The sequence below is a fragment of the Bradyrhizobium sp. LeoB3 genome, from assembly GCF_055456055.1.
In genome coordinates, this window is sequence record NZ_JBVBEF010000030.1 from 45,568 (window position 1) to 61,061 (window position 15,494).

Genomic DNA, 15,494 nt, shown 5'->3' on the forward strand with positions numbered 1-15,494 from the left:
AGCCTTGTTGTCGCGGTCGCCGTGATGGCCGCACCCGCCAGTGCCGACGCGCTGAAGGACGAGATCGCGCCGAGCGGCAAGCTCCGCGTCGCGATTGCGATTAGTCCGGCGGGCGGTGCGTTCTGGTGCACCAAGACCGAAACCGGCTATGCCGGCGTGCCGGTCGATCTCGGCAAGGCAATGGCCACGCAGCTCGGCGTACCCGTTGAATATGTCGTGCACCAGAATTCTGGACAGATCACCGACGCGGCATCGAAGGGCACCTGGGACGTCACCTTCCTGCCCAAGGATCCAGAGCGCGAAACCAAGATGACGTTCGGCCCGATTTATGAGGTCGCGGACGCCACCTACATCGTCAGGCCGGGCTCGGCGGTGACGAATTTCGCCAGCCTCGACCAGCCGGGCGTCAAGGTCGCCGCCGTCAACAACACCACCACCATGCGGGGTGCGATCGCGCACCTGAAGAACGCCAAGGTGACGGGCTATCAGACCTATGACGAGATCTTCAACCTCCTGAAAAGTGGCGAGGTCGACGCGTTCGCGCTGTCGCGTGACCAGCTCAATGCTATGGCGAAGAATATTCCGGGCACCCGGGTGCTGGACGAAACCTTCAAGCAGACGGTGACTGCGGTCGCGGTCCCGCTGAATCATCCGCTGTCGGCGACTTTTGCGACCAAGTTCATGACGGAAGCGACTGCCAACGGCACGCTCCGCAAAGCCTATGACAATAACGGGCTGAAGGACGCGCCGATCCGGACGCAGGCCAAATAGGCGCCCAGTCCTCAGGCGGCGCAGGTCTATTCGGTATGGGCGCAGGCGCTGGGTAGCGAGGGTACGCTCAAGGGTGATGGCAACGCCGCGCAGACCGATCACTCGCTCGGCGGCGTGCTCTCCGGCGTTGACGTTACGTTCAACGGCATTTGGCGCGTCGGCCTTGCGGGGGGCTACAGCCAGTCCATCTTCAAATCCCCTGACGTCGTAGCATCCGGATCGAGCGATAGCTACCATGTGGCGGTTTATGGCGGCGGGCAGCTCGGCGCATGGGGCCTGCGCGGCGGCGCCAGCTTCTCGTGGAACTACATCCTGACCTCGCGACAGGTTGCCGCGGTCAATCTCGTGGAGATCCAACGCGGCGACTATGCGCTGAAGACGACTCAGGTGTTCGGCGAGGTTGGCTACACCTATGCGTTCAGCGCCGGTGCGCTGGAGCCGTTCCTGAACATTGCTTATGTGCGGGTTGATGGTGGCATCAATGAACTTGGCCTGGCGGCAACGACTGGATCGGCGAAGCTCGATACCACGTACACGACCTTGGGTCTGCGCGGTGCAACGGCGTTAACGCAGACCCTGACAGCACGCGGGACGCTGGGCTGGCGCCATGCGCTTGGTGACGTCACGCCGCCGTTGGCGGTGCTGGCCTTTCAATCCGGATCGACCTTCGCCTTGGCCGGTTCGCCGATTGCCCGTGATGCTCTCGTCGCCGAAGCAGGTCTCGACCTTGCGGTCGCCAGCAACGCCTTCCTCGGCGTCTCCTGGAGCGGCCAGTTCTCTGACCAAAGCCACACCAACACCATCAAGGGTAATTTCAGCTGGCGGTTCTGACTTCGCCGTGAGGTTTGAGCCAGCGGTGCGAGGTCAGCTTGAAACTCCTCGCATTGGTTCAGGCTGGACCGATCAAACGCTTCGCGTTTATCGCGAGGGAAAACCGCTTCACACTTTTCCGGATCATGCTCTAGTGCGTGGTGCCGGAGGGGATCGGGTCCAGTCCGCTCTTGATCAGCTCAGCGCGGGCGTCGGGCGATGCGAGGAAGTGGATCAACGCGCGTCCTGCGTCGGGCTCCTTGGAGGCGCTGGCGATCCCGGCGGAAAACACCGTGATCTTCTGCAGCTCATCCGGCAGCGGCCCGACGATATCGATGCCGGCAACGGGCTTCAGCTCGCTGATCTGCTGGAGGCCGATCTCGGCTTCACCCTTGGCCACGATCTCGCCGACGGGCGTGGCCGGAATCTTTCTTGCTTTGTCCTTCATCGCTTCGGCAATGCCGAGCTTCTGGAACATGTCGGTCGACACGTAGACGCCACTGGCGCTGTCGGAATAGGCGATCGACTTTGCCGCGAGCAGCGCGCGCTTCACGGCATCCGCCGAGCTGATGTCCGGCTTTGGCGCGCCTGATTTCACCGCGATCCCGATCGGCGATTTGACGAGATCGACGCGGCTGTCGGCGATCACCTTGCCTTGCGCGGCGAGGTCATTGAGGGCGTAGCCGACCATGATGAGCACATCGGCGGGCTCGCCGCGCTCGAGCCGCACCGGAATTGCGTTGACGGTGGTTCCCATCGACGGTCCATAGGCGGTCGACACCTTGTGGCCGGTCTTGCGCTCGAATTCGGGCACCAGGACCTTGTAGGCGGCAGTCAGCCCGCCCGAGATCATCACGTGGATTTCGGCGGCGGATGTAGAGGCGGTGAGGAAGAGTACGGCGAAGCAGGCGAGGGCGAATGCGCGGAAGGTGGCGCGGTGCCGCATGGATGTTTCTCCCCAGGGATTCGTTGATCGTTGCGGCGACGTTACTTCGGCAAGCAATACGCGGCTACCAGCAATCGCTCACGTTGAAGTGTGTTCAGCCATGTCGTTGGGGAGGGGGCGAAGCGAGTTCGTTGCTCGTCACGAATTCACGTGCACGAAATCGCGCAGCAGCGGATAGATCTCGTTGTTCCAGCGCTTGCCGCTGAACACGCCGTAATGGCCGACGCCGGCCTGCATGTGATGCACTTTGCGATAGCCGCGCACGCCGGTGCAGAGGTCCTGCGCGGCGAGCGTCTGGCCGATCGAGCAGATGTCGTCGCGCTCGCCTTCGACCGTCATCAGGCCCATGCGCCTGATCGCAGCGGGATTCACCGGCCGGCCCCGGTGCATCAGCCTGCCCTGGGGTAGCAGATGCTCCTGGAACACGTCGCGCACGGTCTCGATGTAGAATTCCGCCGGCAGATCCATCACCGCGAAATATTCATCGTAGAAAGTCTTGATGACGTTTGCCTTCTCCTTCTCGCCCTTGGCGAGATGATTGGCGAGGTCCATGTGCTGCTTGATGTGGCGCTCGAGGTTCATGGAGACGAAGGCGGTGAGCTGCACAAAGCCCGGATAGACCTTTCGGAACGCGCCCCGGCACTGGATCGGGACATAGTTGATGAGGTTGTCCTCGAACCACTTTATCGGCTTGCTCTTGGCAAATTCGTTGACCTTGGTCGGCTGGATGCGCGTGTCGATCGGCCCGGCCATCAAGGTCAGCGATGCAGGGCGCGCGGGGTGATTGTCCTCCGACATGATCGCCGCCGCCGCCAGCGCCGACACTGAAGGCTGGCAGATGGCGACCATGTGCGCGCGCGGGCCGAGCTTATCGAGGAAGGTGATGAGATGGTCCGTGTAATCCTCGAGCCCGAAACGACCTTGGTCGAGCGGAATGTCGCGCGGATTGTGCCAGTCGGTGATGTAGACGTCATGATCCTGCAGCAGCGTCATGACCGTGCTGCGCAATAGCGTCGCGAAGTGACCGGACATTGGCGCTACCAAGAGCAGGCGCGGGTGCTCGGGTCCATCGACCTTCTTGAAGTGCAGGAGCGATCCGAACGGCGTGGCGTAGGCAACTTCCTCCCGCACCTCCAATTCGCGATTGCCCACCCTCACGCTGCCGATGCCATAGTCGGGTCGGGTGTAGGTCAGGGTGGAGCGCGAGATCAGTTCGAGTGCGGCCGCGAGCCGGCCAAACAACCGGTCCGACGCGCCCTGCGGCACCAGATTAAGATATCTAAGTGCCGCCGCTGCCCCCGTGCGCCATGGTGCCGTCAGGTCCATGTGATTCTGGTAGGCTTGGTACATCATTGACATTGACATCGTACGCGACCGCCCCTTGCCCCGCGTTGCTATGCAATATCGAAGCCAAAGCGGAGTCGAACCGCCCTCGAAATTGGCACGTGGCTTGCTGCTTGGGATATTCGGCGCCCAGGCGATGAGCAGGGGCGATATCCGCAAGGATAGGCCGGAGGCTTTGGGTCCCTGCGGTCGAGGTTGAGGCGTGAAGGAAGGCTCTATGGCAACGACACTGACCATCAGCAGCAAGAACTATTCATCATGGTCTCTGCGTGGCTGGCTGCTGGCGAAATTCGCGAGGCTGGAATTCGAGGAGGTGATCACAGCTCCGGACGACGCCTCGGCCCGCGCGGAACTCCTGCTGCTGTCGTCGTCGATCCTGGTGCCCTGCCTGCGCCACGAGGGCGCTACCGTCTGGGACACGCTGGCGATCGCCGAGTACCTCAACGAGATCATGCCGAATGCCGGCCTGTTGCCGGAAGACCGCATAAAGCGGGCACATTGCCGCTCGATCTGCGGTGAAATCCACTCCGGCTTCACGACGCTGCGGGCATCGCTGCCGGTCAATCTGAAAGGCCATTTCCCGGGCTTCAAGATCTGGTCGCGCGCGCAGGCCGATATCGACCGGATCTGCAGCATCTGGCGCGACTGCCTTGCGGAGTCCGGCGGACCGTTCCTGTTCGGTGAGCGCCGCACCATGGCGGACGCGATGTATGCGCCGGTCGTCACCCGCTTCATCACCTATGACGTCAAGCTCGAGCCGATGCTCGCAGCCTATGCCGAGACCATCATGTCGATGCCGGAGATGCGGGAGTGGGTCGAGGCAGCCAAGGCTGAGCCCGCCGACGTCGAGGAGCTGGAGGTCGAATATTAGGCAGTGCTGCCTGCCGGCTGCGCGTTCAGCGGGCTCAAGCACGGTGCAAGTACTGCCTAAAGCTCGTGCCACGGCAGCCGCGCGCGAGTAGCGGCACGCGAGCGGTGGTTGCGCCGCGAAAAATCGCTCGACTCAAATTCAGGCTTGGTTCCAAGCGCTTCGTCCGCTTGGCGACAGCGATCTGCAGGAATCGCTGCGCCGCAGCGCGACTGGCGCGGATTTCGCATGGCACGAATCAAGCTGTGAACGCGACGATGCGACGCTGCCGAAAATTTGGACGCCTTGCGTAGCCGCGGGTCTCGCGATCGAGAACGTTGGAGGCTTCAAATGAACCAGCATGCCGTTGTCAGCAAGTTCTCTCATGTCAAGCCAGGCGATACCGAATTCACGGGCGGCGGCCTGCGCGACTTCTTCCTCTACCGCGATCTCGGCATAGCCGATGCCACCGGCGGCCAGGTGATCTGCCATCTGGTCAAGGCGAATCCCGATTGCCCGCCCGAGGATGGCACCGGCTGGCATCGCCATGATTGCGATTTCCAGATCGTGATCATGATGAAGGGCTGGGCGCGCTTCATGTACGAGGACAAGCCGACGCTGGTGCAGGCCGGAGACGTCGTGCACCAGCGGCCCGGTATCGTGCACTACCTCTTCGATTACTCACCGGATATGGAATATCTGGAGATCGTGAGCCCGGCGGACTTCAAGACCGTCGACATGCCGCCGGCCACCGACAAGGTGCCGCCGGTGACGCCTTGGAAGTAACTGATTGGGAGTCACCGATCATGTCGTCTCCGGAGGAATTAACTCTTGTGGTTGGCCGTTGGCTGCGGCCGCTGGTTGTTCTCCTGCATGTGGTGCGCCTGCTCGGACTGGCACCGACATCTAGCCGTGAACAACAGCGTACGGCACTCCATCACTGATTCGGACGCGCTTCGTTCCACGGGTGTTCCGAACCTTAACGCGGCGAATTTTCCCGTCGCATTTTGATACAAGCAAATGCGAGAGGGATGATGCTTCATCCCACTCGCAGGTTTTGCTTCAGCGTGAGCTTCGCGTCGCTCGCGAAGCAGAAGCCGATAGCGACTCTTCTGTGATCTCCTAAGCCACACCTGTTTGCTTGACGCGAGGAAAACGCCAAGCAATCACGGTCGCCTCGACCGTTCCGCCGGATTCGTCATTGAGCCAATGACCGTCGGTAAAGCGACAGGCGAACGGCAACTGATATGTGCCGCTCTGATCTTCGCAAAGCACTTCGACGATCTCGTTCGGCGGAGGTTCGCCGTTGCCATCGAATTGCGCCAGTCGCTTTTCGCGCGTTGCCATCTGATTATTCTCCACTTCCGATGCGTGGAAACGTTTGAGTTCCCAAAAGCCCCCCGCACCCCGCAATAAGTGGAGGACAGCGCCGGAATGCGGTTACAGTGTGGTATCTCTGACGATGTCGTCGTGCTTTGCGCACATTGCCGTGAGCGCGTGGAGGACTTAGTGAACGTTAAGATGATGATCGCCTCGCTCATGATGCTCGTATCCAGCGCTTTGGCATTTAACAAAGTTAATGCTCAGGACGTTCCAGGCATCGAGATCTGTACCGTCGAGAAGACCTGGGAGCGGCGCACGAGCTGCCTGCAGAGCAATGTCGACTTCCTGCAGAAGACGATCACGAAGCTTGTGACCGATCACCAGCAGAAGCTCGATGCGGCCAATCGCCAGATTGAAAACCTCAAGAGCACATCCGCGACCCTGCAGAAGCGCGTGGATGATCTGGTGGCTGCGCAGAAGAAGATCGACGAGGATTTGAAGAAGAAAGCCGACCTGCCGCCGGCAAAGGACGCTGCGCCGGCGGCGAAAGAAGGCGGGAAGTGATGTGTGTCCGTCATTGCGAGCGCCAGCGAAGCAATCCATCTCACCGCTCGCGGAGACATGGATTGCTTCGTCGCTAGCGCTCCTCGCAATGACGCCTGGGGTGAGAAGCCCCCTACGACACGCGGTACTGCTCCATCACGTCTCTGTCGGGCTCATAGCCGAGGCCGGGCCCTTGCGGCACCTCGACGCTGCCGCTTGCATCGACATCGGCGCGGCCGCGCCAGAGGCAGGCCGGCCGTTTCATGTAAAAGGCTTCGATGAAGCCGTCGTGGCGTATCGACATCAGGTGCAGCGTCGCCAGGAAGCCCGGTCCGAAATAGGGCGAGTGTGGAACGATCTTGATGCCGAGTTCGTCGGCGAGCGTCGCAACTCTCAGGAACTCGGTGATGCCGCCGACCTTGGTTACCGAGGGTTGCGCATGGCTGACGGCGCCCGCCGTCATCATCTGGCGGAACTGGTGCACGGTGCAGGCATTCTCCCCGGCCGCGATGTCGAGGCCGCCCTTGGCGCGCACGTCCGCGAGCGTGGCAAAATCCTCCGGCGGCCAGACCGGCTCCTCGAGGAACATCGGACTTGCCGCCTGGCAGTCTCGCGCGAAAGCAATCGCGCTCGGGCCGTCCAGCGGGCAATTCATGTCGACCATCAGCGGGACGTTGCTGCCGATCGCGTTGCGTGCGGCGAACACCGCGGGCGTCGTGGTCTCGTGCAGCTTGATCGCGCCGTAGCCGCGACGGAGCGCGGCCTCGCATTCGCCGGCGATATGTTCCGGCATGCCGATACGCATCAGGCTCGCATAGGCCGGGATCCTCGCGCGTGTGGCCTCGCCGATCAGCCGATGCAGCGGCACGCCCTTGATCTTGCCGGCAAGGTCCCACAGCGCGATGTCTAACCCCGAGATCGCGAACATCGTGATGCCGTAGCGGCCGAACAGATGCAGGTTGCGCTGGATCTGCTCCATCACGGCGGGAATGCCGGATGCATCAGGCACGTCGAGGCCACGCGCCTGCGGCGCGATCATCTCCTCGATTGCGGTGCGGGTCGTCCGTGGACAGACATAGGCGAAGGCGTCGCCCCAGCCCGTGAGGCCGCTATCGGTCGAGACTTCGACCAGCACCATGTCAAGCGCTGCGATCGCCGACGCGCCCTGCCGGAAGCTCGCGGGGCCGGCGTCATAGGGGATGCGGATGTGGTGTGCGCGGATATCAGTGATTTTCATAAGGTGCCTCCAAAGGTGGATGCCGAGTGCTCCGTCATGGCCGGGCTCGTCCCGGCCATCCACGCCCTTCGCCATTAAGTGCCCAACGTGGATGCCCGGGACAAGCCCGGGCATGACGGGTTCGATGGTGTCTTAGGTTGAGCGTTAAGAGCCCTTCTCGCCGCTCATGACGGGGCCGAACCGCTCCCAGCTCTCGCCCTTGAAGCGCGTCATCTGGAGCTGCTCGATTGGCGCGAAGTCGTTCGGTCCGGTCTTGATGCGGGTGCCCGGCAGGTAGATGCCGATCTGGAAATCGAGATTGGCCGCCTGCTTCATGACATTCTCGCGGGTGAGGTCGTCGCCGCATTGGCGCAGCACCTGCTCGAGCCCCTTGGCGACGCCATAGCCAAACACGGTCGCGGCATCGTCGAGATCGCCTTCAGGATACCATTTGCCCATGAACGCCCGCCACTCATTCATCGCGGGATCGTTCTTCCATTCGGCGTCCTTGGGATCCTTCAGATAGTTGGTGGACAGCACGCCCTGGCTGGCCTCATAGCCGGCCGGCTTCATGACGCCGCCGATCGAAACCGAGACGTTGGTCAGGAACTGCACCGGGTGCCAGTCCAGCTCGGCGATCTTCTTGATCGCTTGGGCTGCGAATTTCGGCGTCGCGATGTTGACGAAGATGTCGGGATTGGCGCCCTTGAGCTGCACCACCTGGGAATCCACCGTGGGCGAACTGGTCTCATAGGAGGCCTCCGCGATGATCAGCTTGCCCGCCTGATCGCCGAGGCCCTCGCGCAGCCCGATCACGTAATCCTTTCCGAAATCGTCGTTCTGGTAGAGCACGCCGATCGTCTTGCCCGGATAGTTCTGCAGGATGTACTTGCCGTAGATCCGCGCTTCGACCTGGTAGCTGGGCTGCCAGCCCATGGTCCACGGAAAATTCTTCGGGTCGTTCCACTTGGCGGCGCCGGTGGAGACGAAGAGCTGCGGCACTTTCTTCGTGTTCATGTATTTCTGGATCGCGGTGTTGCCCGGCGTGCCCAGCGGGTTGAAGATCAGCAGCACCTCGTCGTTCTCGACGAGCTTGCGGGCCTGCTCGACCGTCTTCGGTGGGCTGTAGGCGTCGTCATAGCTGATGAAGTTGATCTTGCGGCCGTTGATGCCGCCTTCGGCATTGAGCTTGTTGAAATAGGCCGCTTCGGTCTTGCCGATGGTGGCGTAGGCGGACGCTGGGCCCGAGTAGGGCATGATGTTGCCGATCTTGATTTCGGTGTCGGTGGCACCGGGGTCGTATTTCTTTTGCGCGCTGGCGGTTCCCGCGAGCGCGATAGCAATAAGTGTCGCAAGCAGCGTGGATTGGGCATAGTTCAAGAGCCGGTAATGCATCTTTGTCCTCCCTGACCGTTCGCCGCGGCTCTGCAGTCTTGATTATGGGCAGCTTGGGTGAGCCGTCGGATCGATGCGTCAACGAGTATGCACGATTGGCTTGGCCTTGCCAGCGACGGGGTGGGTTGCAATTTCCGTGGAACGGAATGACGCTCTGATCGCTGCGGGACAGCAAGGACTGTCAAACGGCGCAGGGCGCGATCGCACATGATCGATGCGTATCGAGGGAAGGCCCGACAGCCATGAATCCAGCCCAGAAGGCGCTCTGGTACATCGAGAGCCATCTTGGTCAGCCGCTGACGCTCGACGAGATTGCCGGCATCGCCGGTGTCTCGCGCTTCCACTTGGTGCGCGCGTTTGCGGCGGCGACGGGGTTTCCGGTGATGCGTTACGTGCGCGCCCGCCGACTCAGCGAGGCGGCTCGCGCGCTTGCAGGCGGCGCGCCGGACATTCTTAGCCTGGCGCTGGATGCGGACTATGGCTCCCACGAAGCGTTCACTCGCGCGTTTCGCGACCATTTCGGCGTCACGCCGGAAACGGTTCGCGCCACGACGTGCCTCAGCAAGCTGAAGCTACAGGAGCCGATCATGATGGATTCAACCGCGCTCGATCATCTCAGCCCGCCACGCATTGCAACCGGAAAGGCGTTCCTCGTCGCCGGCGTCGGCGAACGCTACAATCACGCCAATTGCGACGGCGCCGGCATTCCGAACCAGTGGCAGCGATTTCACCAGACGGTCGGCAATATTCCCGGCCGCATTGGCAACGTCGCCTATGGCGTCTGCTGCAACGGCGATGACGCCGGCAATTTCGATTATATCGCCGGCGTCGAGGTCGCCGACTTCTCCGACTTGCCGCGCGAGTTCAGCCGGGTGCGCATCCCCGAGCAGAGATATGCGGTCTTCACCCATGGCGAGCACATCTCCACGATCCGGCGAACCGTGAACACGATCTGGAATCACTGGCTGCCGCAGTCCGGTATGAAGGCGGCCGATGCGCCGAACTTCGAGCGCTATGACGAGAACTTCGATCCTATGACCGGCAATGGCGGCCTCGAGATCTGGGTACCTGTGAAGGAGTGATGGACTTGTAGGATGGGTAGGGCGAAGCGAAACCCATCAATGCGCCAGATGCGATGGGGCAAGATGATGGGTTTCGCTTTCGCTCTACCCATCCTACGGCAGCTCGCAAGGCTGCCCTGCTTCGCGCTTGCTTGGCAAGCAGGAGCGTCTTTGCCATAACTTCACGCCAACAATACGTTGCGTGGGGCGGTCCAAAAATCCCCCTGCAGCCACAAGCAGCCGGGAGGATTTCATGGCCAATATCCGCGTTCTTGCCACCGATCTTGAATTTCCGGAAGGGCCGGTGGTGATGCCGGACGGATCGGTGGTGCTGGTCGAAATCCGCGGGAAGCGGTTGACGCGGGTCTATCCGGATGGGCGCAAGGAAGTGGTGGCGCAGATTCCCGGCGGCCCCAATGGCGCGGCGCTCGGCCCTGACGGCAAGATGTACATCTGCAACAATGGCGGCTTTAGTTGGATCCCGACGCGCAACATGATCATGCCGGGGCCGCAGCCGGAAGACTATATCGGTGGCTCGATCCAGCGCGTCGATCTGCAGTCGGGCAAGGTCGAGACCGTCGTCGATAAATGCGGCGAGCATGCCTTAAGGGGACCGAACGACCTTGTCTTCGACAAGCATGGCGGACTCTGGTTCTCCGATCTCGGCAAGCGCCGCGCCCGCGAGATGGATGTCGGCGCGTTCTACTACATCAAGCCCGGCATGAAGGAGATCGTCGAAGGCGTGCATGGTCTGCTGCCGGCCAACGGCATCGGCCTGTCGCCGGACGAGAACACGGTCTACATCGCCGAGACACCCACGGCGCGGCTGTGGGCCTACGATCTCTCCGCACCCGGCACCGTCAAGCCGCGCGACGTGATCTATCGCGGCGAACGCGGCAAGCCGATTGCCGGGCTCGGCGGCTACCAGATGTTCGATTCGCTCGCGGTGGAAGCCAGCGGCAATGTCTGCGTGGCGACGCTGGTCTCGGGCTGCATCTCCGTGATCGCGCCTGATGGTACCCTGGTCGAGCAGGTGCCGACCGGCGACCGCGTCACCACCAACATTGCCTTCGGCGGACCCGAGCTGAAGACCGCCTACATCACGCTGTCAGGCAAGGGCGAGCTGATCGCGATGGATTGGGCGCGGCCTGGCCTGCCGCTGAATTTTTTGAACAAGTGATGGCTGATGGGATGCTAAACCCTCATGGTGAGGAGGCGTGAAACGCCGTCTCGAACCATGAGGCCCCGCCGTCACCCGTGGCCCATCCCTCGAGACGGCCGCTATGCGGCCTCCTCGGGATGAGGAGAAGAAGAAATGCCCTGGCTTGAACCTATCACCCTTCGCGGCGCGCATGCGCGGCTGGAGCCACTGTCGCCGGATCACGCCGATGGTCTCGTTGAGGCCGTGAAGGACGGCGAGCTCTGGAAGCTCTGGTACACTTTCATCCCTCGGCCTGAAGACATGCGCAAAGAGATCGACCGCAGGCTTGGCCTGCAGGCGGCCGGATCGATGCTGCCGTTCACGGTGTTCGATGCCTCCGCCACCATCTCGGGCATGACCACCTACATGAATGTCGATGCGCTCAACCGGCGCGTCGAGATCGGTTCGACCTGGTACGCGAAGCGTGTGCAGCGCAGCGCGGTCAATACGCAGTGCAAATTGCTGTTACTGACGCATGCTTTTGAGACGCTCGATTGCATTGCGGTAGAGTTCCGCACGCATTTTTTCAATCACCAGAGCCGCCGCGGCATCGAGCGGCTCGGCGCCAAGCTGGACGGCGTCCTGCGCAGCCACCAGATTGCACCAAACGGCACGTTGCGCGACACCGTGGTCTACAGCATTATCGCCAGTGAATGGCCGACGGTGAAGGCGCACCTCACCTATCAACTCGACGAAAAGCCGCGGTAGCCGCTCTGCCGCGCCAGAAACGAGACGATGGAAACGTTCGATTATGTGATCATCGGCGCGGGCTCCGCCGGTAGCGTTCTTACCAACCGCTTGAGCGAGGATGCCGGCACTACGGTGTGCGTGCTCGAAGCAGGCCCGAAGGATTGGCACCCCTATATCCATCTGCCGGCCGGCTTCATCAAGACGTTCCACATGAAGAGCGTCAACTGGGCCTACCAGCAGGAGCCGGGCCCTTGGACCGGCGGCCGCAGCATCTATGCGCCGCGCGGCAAGACGCTCGGCGGCTCGTCCTCCATCAACGGCCATATCTACAACCGCGGCCAGCGCCAGGACTTCGACACCTGGGCGCAGCTCGGCAACCGCGGCTGGGGCTATCCGGACGTGTTGCCCTATTTCAAGCGGATGGAACGTCGTGTCGGCGAGTGCGACGAGACCTATCGCGGCCGCGACGGCAGCCTCACGGTCACCACCATGGACTGGCAGGACCCGCTCTGCGAGGCCTTCATGGAGGGGGCGGTCAGCCTCGGCATTCCGCGCAATCCTGACTACAACGGCGCGATCCAGGAAGGCGTGTCCTACTGTCAGCGCACCATCCAGAACGGCCTGCGCATGAGCGCGGCGAAAGCGTTCCTGCATCCGGCGCGGAAGCGGCCGAACGTCGACGTGCGCACGCATGCGCATGTCACCAGCATCATCTTCGAGGGCAAGCGCGCGGTCGGCGTGCGTTACTTGCGGGGAGGGCGGGGCGGCGAGCCGGTCGAGGTGCGAGCCAGCAAGGAAGTGATCCTCTCCGGCGGCGCCTACAACTCGCCGCAGGTCCTGCAATTGTCCGGCGTCGGCTCGCCGGAGCTGTTACAGTCGCACGGCATCGAGGTGCGCCACGCATTGCCCGGTGTCGGCGAGGGATTGCAGGACCATTACGCGCCGCGTTCCGTCGCGCGCGTGAAGAACATCCGGACCATCAACGAGCTTCGGCGGGGCCTCAGCCTGTGGGTCGAGGCGTTGAAATGGGCAACGACGCGGCGCGGCCTGCTGTCGCTGTCGCCGACCATGGTCTATTGCTTCTGGCATTCGGGCGAGACCACGGAGAGTTCGGACCTCCAGCTCACCTTCACGCCGGCGAGCTACAAGGAAGGCGTACAGGGCCAGCTCGAGGATCAGCCCGGCATGACGGTCGCCTCCTGGCAGCAGCGGCCGGAGAGCCGCGGCTTTGTCCGCATCCGCTCGTCTGATCCGTTCGCGCCGCCGATCATCCAGACCAACTATCTCGTCGAAGAGCTTGATCGCCGCGTCGTGGTCGCCGGCATGAAGCTGGCGCGCCGCCTGTTGAAGTCGGCGCCGCTTGCGCCTTACTACGACTACGAGGATTTCCCCGGACCGAACGTGCAGACCGACGACGAATTCCTCGCGGCTGCGACCGAGCGCGGCACGACGACCTTCCATCCCGGCTGCACTTGCCGGATGGGTCCGGCGGATGCCAGATGGGCCGTGGTCGATGACCAGCTCCGCGTCCACGGCTTGCAGGGCCTGCGCGTGGTCGACGCCTCCATCATGCCGCGCATGATCTCGGCCAATCTCAACGCCTCGACGATGATGATCGCCGACAAGGCCTCCGACATGATCCGCGGCAAGCAGGCGGCGGCCGCCGTGGCCCTGGCGGAATACGCCTGACGCTGTTTCTCCTCATCCTGAGGAGCGCGCAGCGCGTCTCGAAGGATGAGGCAACAGGCGGGGCCTCATGGTTCGAGACGGCGCTTGCGCGCCTCCTCACCATGAGGGGAAAGTCCTTCACTCGTACACGAACGCCTTGTCCGTCAGATCGATCGTCGGAAACTCGTCCTTCTCGGCCCAGTAGTCCTGATTGTGCTGCCATTCCGGCTTTTCGCCGCGCTTGGGCAACAGGTGCATACCGCGCAGCATGTAGCCGGGGTTGAAGTTTTCTTCGTCGATCCACGGCAGGATCGGCATGTTGTGGTCCTCCGGCCGCAGCGCCGGCGTGACCTTCTTCGCACCGGTTTCCTTCATGTGCGTGAGCAGGCGGCAGACGAAGTCGGCGACGAGGTCGACGCGCAGGGTCCAGCTCGCGCGGAAATAGCCGAACACCCAGACGAGGTTGGGTACGCCCGTGAACATCATGCCGCGATAGGTCACGGTATCGGCGAAATCGAGCGGCTTGCCGTCGAGTTCGAACTCGATATCGCCGGTGGCGCACAGATTGAAGCCTGTCGCAGTGACGATGATGTCAGCCTCTAACTCCCCGCCGGACTTCAGCAAGATACCCTTCTCGGTGAAGCGTTCGATCTCGTCGGTGACGACGGACGCCTTGCCCGCCTTGATGCCCTGGAACAGGTCGCCATCAGGGATGAAGGCGATGCGCTGCCGCCACGGGCGGTAGCGCGGGGTGAAGTGGGTGGCGATGTCGTAGTCCTTGCCGAGATAGGCTTCCACCGCCGACAGCAAATCCTTCTTGGCCTCTTCAGGCTTCTCGAAGGTCTTGCGGGTGAAGGCATCCTGGTCGAACAGGATCTTGCGGCGGGTGATCTCGTGAATCCACTTCTCGTCGACCTGCAACTGCCGCAGTTGCTCCGCGATCTCGATCGCGTTGCGGCCGGTCCGGAAATAGGTCGGCGAGCGCTGCAGCATGGTCACATGGCCGGCGTCCTTGGCCATCGCTGGGATCAGCGTCGCGGCGGTGGCGCCGGAGCCGATCACGACGACGCGCTTGCCCTTGTAGTCGAGATCCTCGGGCCATTTCTGAGGATGCACGATCGGGCCCTTGAACTTGGCCATGTCCTTCCACTCCGGCGTATAGCCCTCGGCATGGCGGTAGTAACCCTGGCACATCCAGAAGAAATTGGTGGTGAAGCGGAAGTGCTCGCCGGTGTCGGTCCGCGTGGCGTCGATGGTCCACAGATTGGTCTCGCTCGACCATTTCGCCGACGTGATGGTGTGGCGATAGCGGATGTGGCGGGCGAGGTCGTTCTCCTCGATCACCTCGCCCATATATTTCAGGATCTCTGCGGCGGTTGCGATCGGCGCGCTGGTCCAGGGCTTGAAGCGATAGCCGAAGGTGTGCAGGTCGCTGTCGGAGCGGATGCCCGGATAACGATGCGTGCTCCAGGTGCCGCCAAAAGTCTTCTGCGTCTCCAGCACGACGAAGCTGGTCCCGGGGCATTGCGTGGTCAGGTGGTAGGCGGCTCCGACTCCGGAAATTCCGGCGCCCACGATCAGGACGTCGAAATGCTCAGATGTGACGGGCTCGGCAGCGCGAATCTGCGTTTGGACGTTCATCTTCCCTGCTCGTTTGTTGTTTTGTTGGTATAGGCACG

Annotated in this window: 14 protein-coding genes and 1 pseudogene; 9 read left to right on the forward strand and 6 right to left on the reverse strand. The window is 62.4% G+C overall.

The features are described from left to right. Nucleotides 1–24: 24 nt before the first annotated feature. Nucleotides 25–771, forward strand: a complete 747-nt coding sequence (locus ACZXDY_RS20425; protein ID WP_464346747.1) for a transporter substrate-binding domain-containing protein — start codon at nucleotides 25–27, stop codon at nucleotides 769–771. Between the two features lie 33 nt (nucleotides 772–804). Beyond that, nucleotides 805–1,602, forward strand: a pseudogene (locus ACZXDY_RS20430) (autotransporter outer membrane beta-barrel domain-containing protein); the annotation flags it as partial. A gap of 130 nt (nucleotides 1,603–1,732) precedes the next feature. On the opposite strand, the gene ACZXDY_RS20435 reads toward ACZXDY_RS20430, so the two are convergent. Next, nucleotides 1,733–2,527 carry a substrate-binding domain-containing protein gene (locus ACZXDY_RS20435; RefSeq protein WP_464346723.1) on the reverse strand — a complete coding sequence of 265 codons (795 nt, stop codon included), beginning with the start codon at nucleotides 2,525–2,527 and terminating at the stop codon, nucleotides 1,733–1,735. Between the two features lie 138 nt (nucleotides 2,528–2,665). Beyond that, nucleotides 2,666–3,886 (reverse strand): polyhydroxyalkanoate depolymerase, encoded by a 1,221-nt coding sequence (locus ACZXDY_RS20440; RefSeq protein ID WP_464346748.1) that lies wholly within the window; start codon nucleotides 3,884–3,886, stop codon nucleotides 2,666–2,668. A gap of 202 nt (nucleotides 3,887–4,088) precedes the next feature. Here ACZXDY_RS20440 and ACZXDY_RS20445 point away from each other — a divergent pair, with 202 nt between their 5' ends. Then, entirely contained in the window at nucleotides 4,089–4,742 is a 654-nt protein-coding gene (locus tag ACZXDY_RS20445) for a glutathione S-transferase (RefSeq protein WP_464346724.1), read from the forward strand. 327 nt (nucleotides 4,743–5,069) lie between these two features. Continuing rightward, complete coding sequence (locus tag ACZXDY_RS20450) at nucleotides 5,070–5,504, forward strand: cupin domain-containing protein (protein ID WP_464346725.1); 435 nt, start codon at nucleotides 5,070–5,072, stop codon at nucleotides 5,502–5,504. 336 nt (nucleotides 5,505–5,840) lie between these two features. Here the strand turns inward: ACZXDY_RS20450 and ACZXDY_RS20455 are convergent, their stop codons facing one another. Further along, a complete protein-coding gene (locus ACZXDY_RS20455) occupies nucleotides 5,841–6,065 on the reverse strand; it encodes a hypothetical protein (protein WP_028166103.1) in 225 nt (74 codons plus the stop codon). A 177-nt stretch (nucleotides 6,066–6,242) separates the two neighbouring features. Between ACZXDY_RS20455 and ACZXDY_RS20460 the strand changes: the two genes are divergently transcribed. Then, entirely contained in the window at nucleotides 6,243–6,605 is a 363-nt protein-coding gene (locus tag ACZXDY_RS20460) for a hypothetical protein (protein WP_464346749.1), read from the forward strand. 112 nt (nucleotides 6,606–6,717) lie between these two features. Here ACZXDY_RS20460 and ACZXDY_RS20465 read toward each other — a convergent pair whose 3' ends face one another. Together ACZXDY_RS20465 and ACZXDY_RS20470 are read right to left on the reverse strand one after the other, a co-directional pair. Then, nucleotides 6,718–7,821 (reverse strand): mandelate racemase/muconate lactonizing enzyme family protein, encoded by a 1,104-nt coding sequence (locus ACZXDY_RS20465; protein ID WP_464346726.1) that lies wholly within the window; start codon nucleotides 7,819–7,821, stop codon nucleotides 6,718–6,720. A 144-nt stretch (nucleotides 7,822–7,965) separates the two neighbouring features. Beyond that, a complete protein-coding gene (locus ACZXDY_RS20470; RefSeq protein ID WP_464346727.1) occupies nucleotides 7,966–9,195 on the reverse strand; it encodes an ABC transporter substrate-binding protein in 1,230 nt (409 codons plus the stop codon). A 242-nt stretch (nucleotides 9,196–9,437) separates the two neighbouring features. Here ACZXDY_RS20470 and ACZXDY_RS20475 point away from each other — a divergent pair, with 242 nt between their 5' ends. The 4 genes from ACZXDY_RS20475 (at nucleotide 9,438) to ACZXDY_RS20490 (ending at nucleotide 13,836) form a co-directional block, all read left to right on the forward strand. Next, entirely contained in the window at nucleotides 9,438–10,277 is an 840-nt protein-coding gene (locus tag ACZXDY_RS20475; protein WP_464346728.1) for a GyrI-like domain-containing protein, read from the forward strand. A gap of 232 nt (nucleotides 10,278–10,509) precedes the next feature. Then, nucleotides 10,510–11,436: an SMP-30/gluconolactonase/LRE family protein gene (locus ACZXDY_RS20480; RefSeq protein ID WP_464346729.1), complete on the forward strand. Its 927-nt coding sequence runs from the start codon at nucleotides 10,510–10,512 to the stop codon at nucleotides 11,434–11,436. A gap of 135 nt (nucleotides 11,437–11,571) precedes the next feature. Further along, nucleotides 11,572–12,165: a GNAT family N-acetyltransferase gene (locus ACZXDY_RS20485; protein WP_464346730.1), complete on the forward strand. Its 594-nt coding sequence runs from the start codon at nucleotides 11,572–11,574 to the stop codon at nucleotides 12,163–12,165. A 27-nt stretch (nucleotides 12,166–12,192) separates the two neighbouring features. After that, the gene (locus tag ACZXDY_RS20490) at nucleotides 12,193–13,836 is read left to right on the forward strand and encodes a GMC family oxidoreductase (protein WP_464346731.1); all 1,644 of its coding nucleotides are present in this window, start codon (nucleotides 12,193–12,195) and stop codon (nucleotides 13,834–13,836) included. Between the two features lie 117 nt (nucleotides 13,837–13,953). Here the strand turns inward: ACZXDY_RS20490 and ACZXDY_RS20495 are convergent, their stop codons facing one another. Then, nucleotides 13,954–15,456, reverse strand: coding sequence for a flavin-containing monooxygenase (locus ACZXDY_RS20495; protein ID WP_464346732.1), 1,503 nt, complete (start codon nucleotides 15,454–15,456; stop codon nucleotides 13,954–13,956). Between the last annotated feature and the right edge of the window lie 38 nt (nucleotides 15,457–15,494).

Excerpts from the sequence above, each read along its gene's own strand:
- ACZXDY_RS20445 (WP_464346724.1), top strand. The coding sequence starts at position 4,089 with ATGGCAACGACACTGACCATCAGCAGCAAGAACTATTCATCATGGTCT.
- ACZXDY_RS20470 (WP_464346727.1), bottom strand. The coding sequence starts at position 9,195 with ATGCATTACCGGCTCTTGAACTATGCCCAATCCACGCTGCTTGCGACA.
- ACZXDY_RS20485 (WP_464346730.1), top strand. The coding sequence starts at position 11,572 with ATGCCCTGGCTTGAACCTATCACCCTTCGCGGCGCGCATGCGCGGCTG.
- ACZXDY_RS20460 (WP_464346749.1), top strand. The coding sequence starts at position 6,243 with ATGATCGCCTCGCTCATGATGCTCGTATCCAGCGCTTTGGCATTTAAC.
- ACZXDY_RS20490 (WP_464346731.1), top strand. The coding sequence starts at position 12,193 with ATGGAAACGTTCGATTATGTGATCATCGGCGCGGGCTCCGCCGGTAGC.
- ACZXDY_RS20480 (WP_464346729.1), top strand. The coding sequence starts at position 10,510 with ATGGCCAATATCCGCGTTCTTGCCACCGATCTTGAATTTCCGGAAGGG.
- ACZXDY_RS20425 (WP_464346747.1), top strand. The coding sequence starts at position 25 with ATGGCCGCACCCGCCAGTGCCGACGCGCTGAAGGACGAGATCGCGCCG.
- ACZXDY_RS20440 (WP_464346748.1), bottom strand. The coding sequence starts at position 3,886 with ATGTCAATGATGTACCAAGCCTACCAGAATCACATGGACCTGACGGCA.
- ACZXDY_RS20475 (WP_464346728.1), top strand. The coding sequence starts at position 9,438 with ATGAATCCAGCCCAGAAGGCGCTCTGGTACATCGAGAGCCATCTTGGT.
- ACZXDY_RS20435 (WP_464346723.1), bottom strand. The coding sequence starts at position 2,527 with ATGCGGCACCGCGCCACCTTCCGCGCATTCGCCCTCGCCTGCTTCGCC.
- ACZXDY_RS20450 (WP_464346725.1), top strand. The coding sequence starts at position 5,070 with ATGAACCAGCATGCCGTTGTCAGCAAGTTCTCTCATGTCAAGCCAGGC.
- ACZXDY_RS20495 (WP_464346732.1), bottom strand. The coding sequence starts at position 15,456 with ATGAACGTCCAAACGCAGATTCGCGCTGCCGAGCCCGTCACATCTGAG.
- ACZXDY_RS20455 (WP_028166103.1), bottom strand. The coding sequence starts at position 6,065 with ATGGCAACGCGCGAAAAGCGACTGGCGCAATTCGATGGCAACGGCGAA.
- ACZXDY_RS20465 (WP_464346726.1), bottom strand. The coding sequence starts at position 7,821 with ATGAAAATCACTGATATCCGCGCACACCACATCCGCATCCCCTATGAC.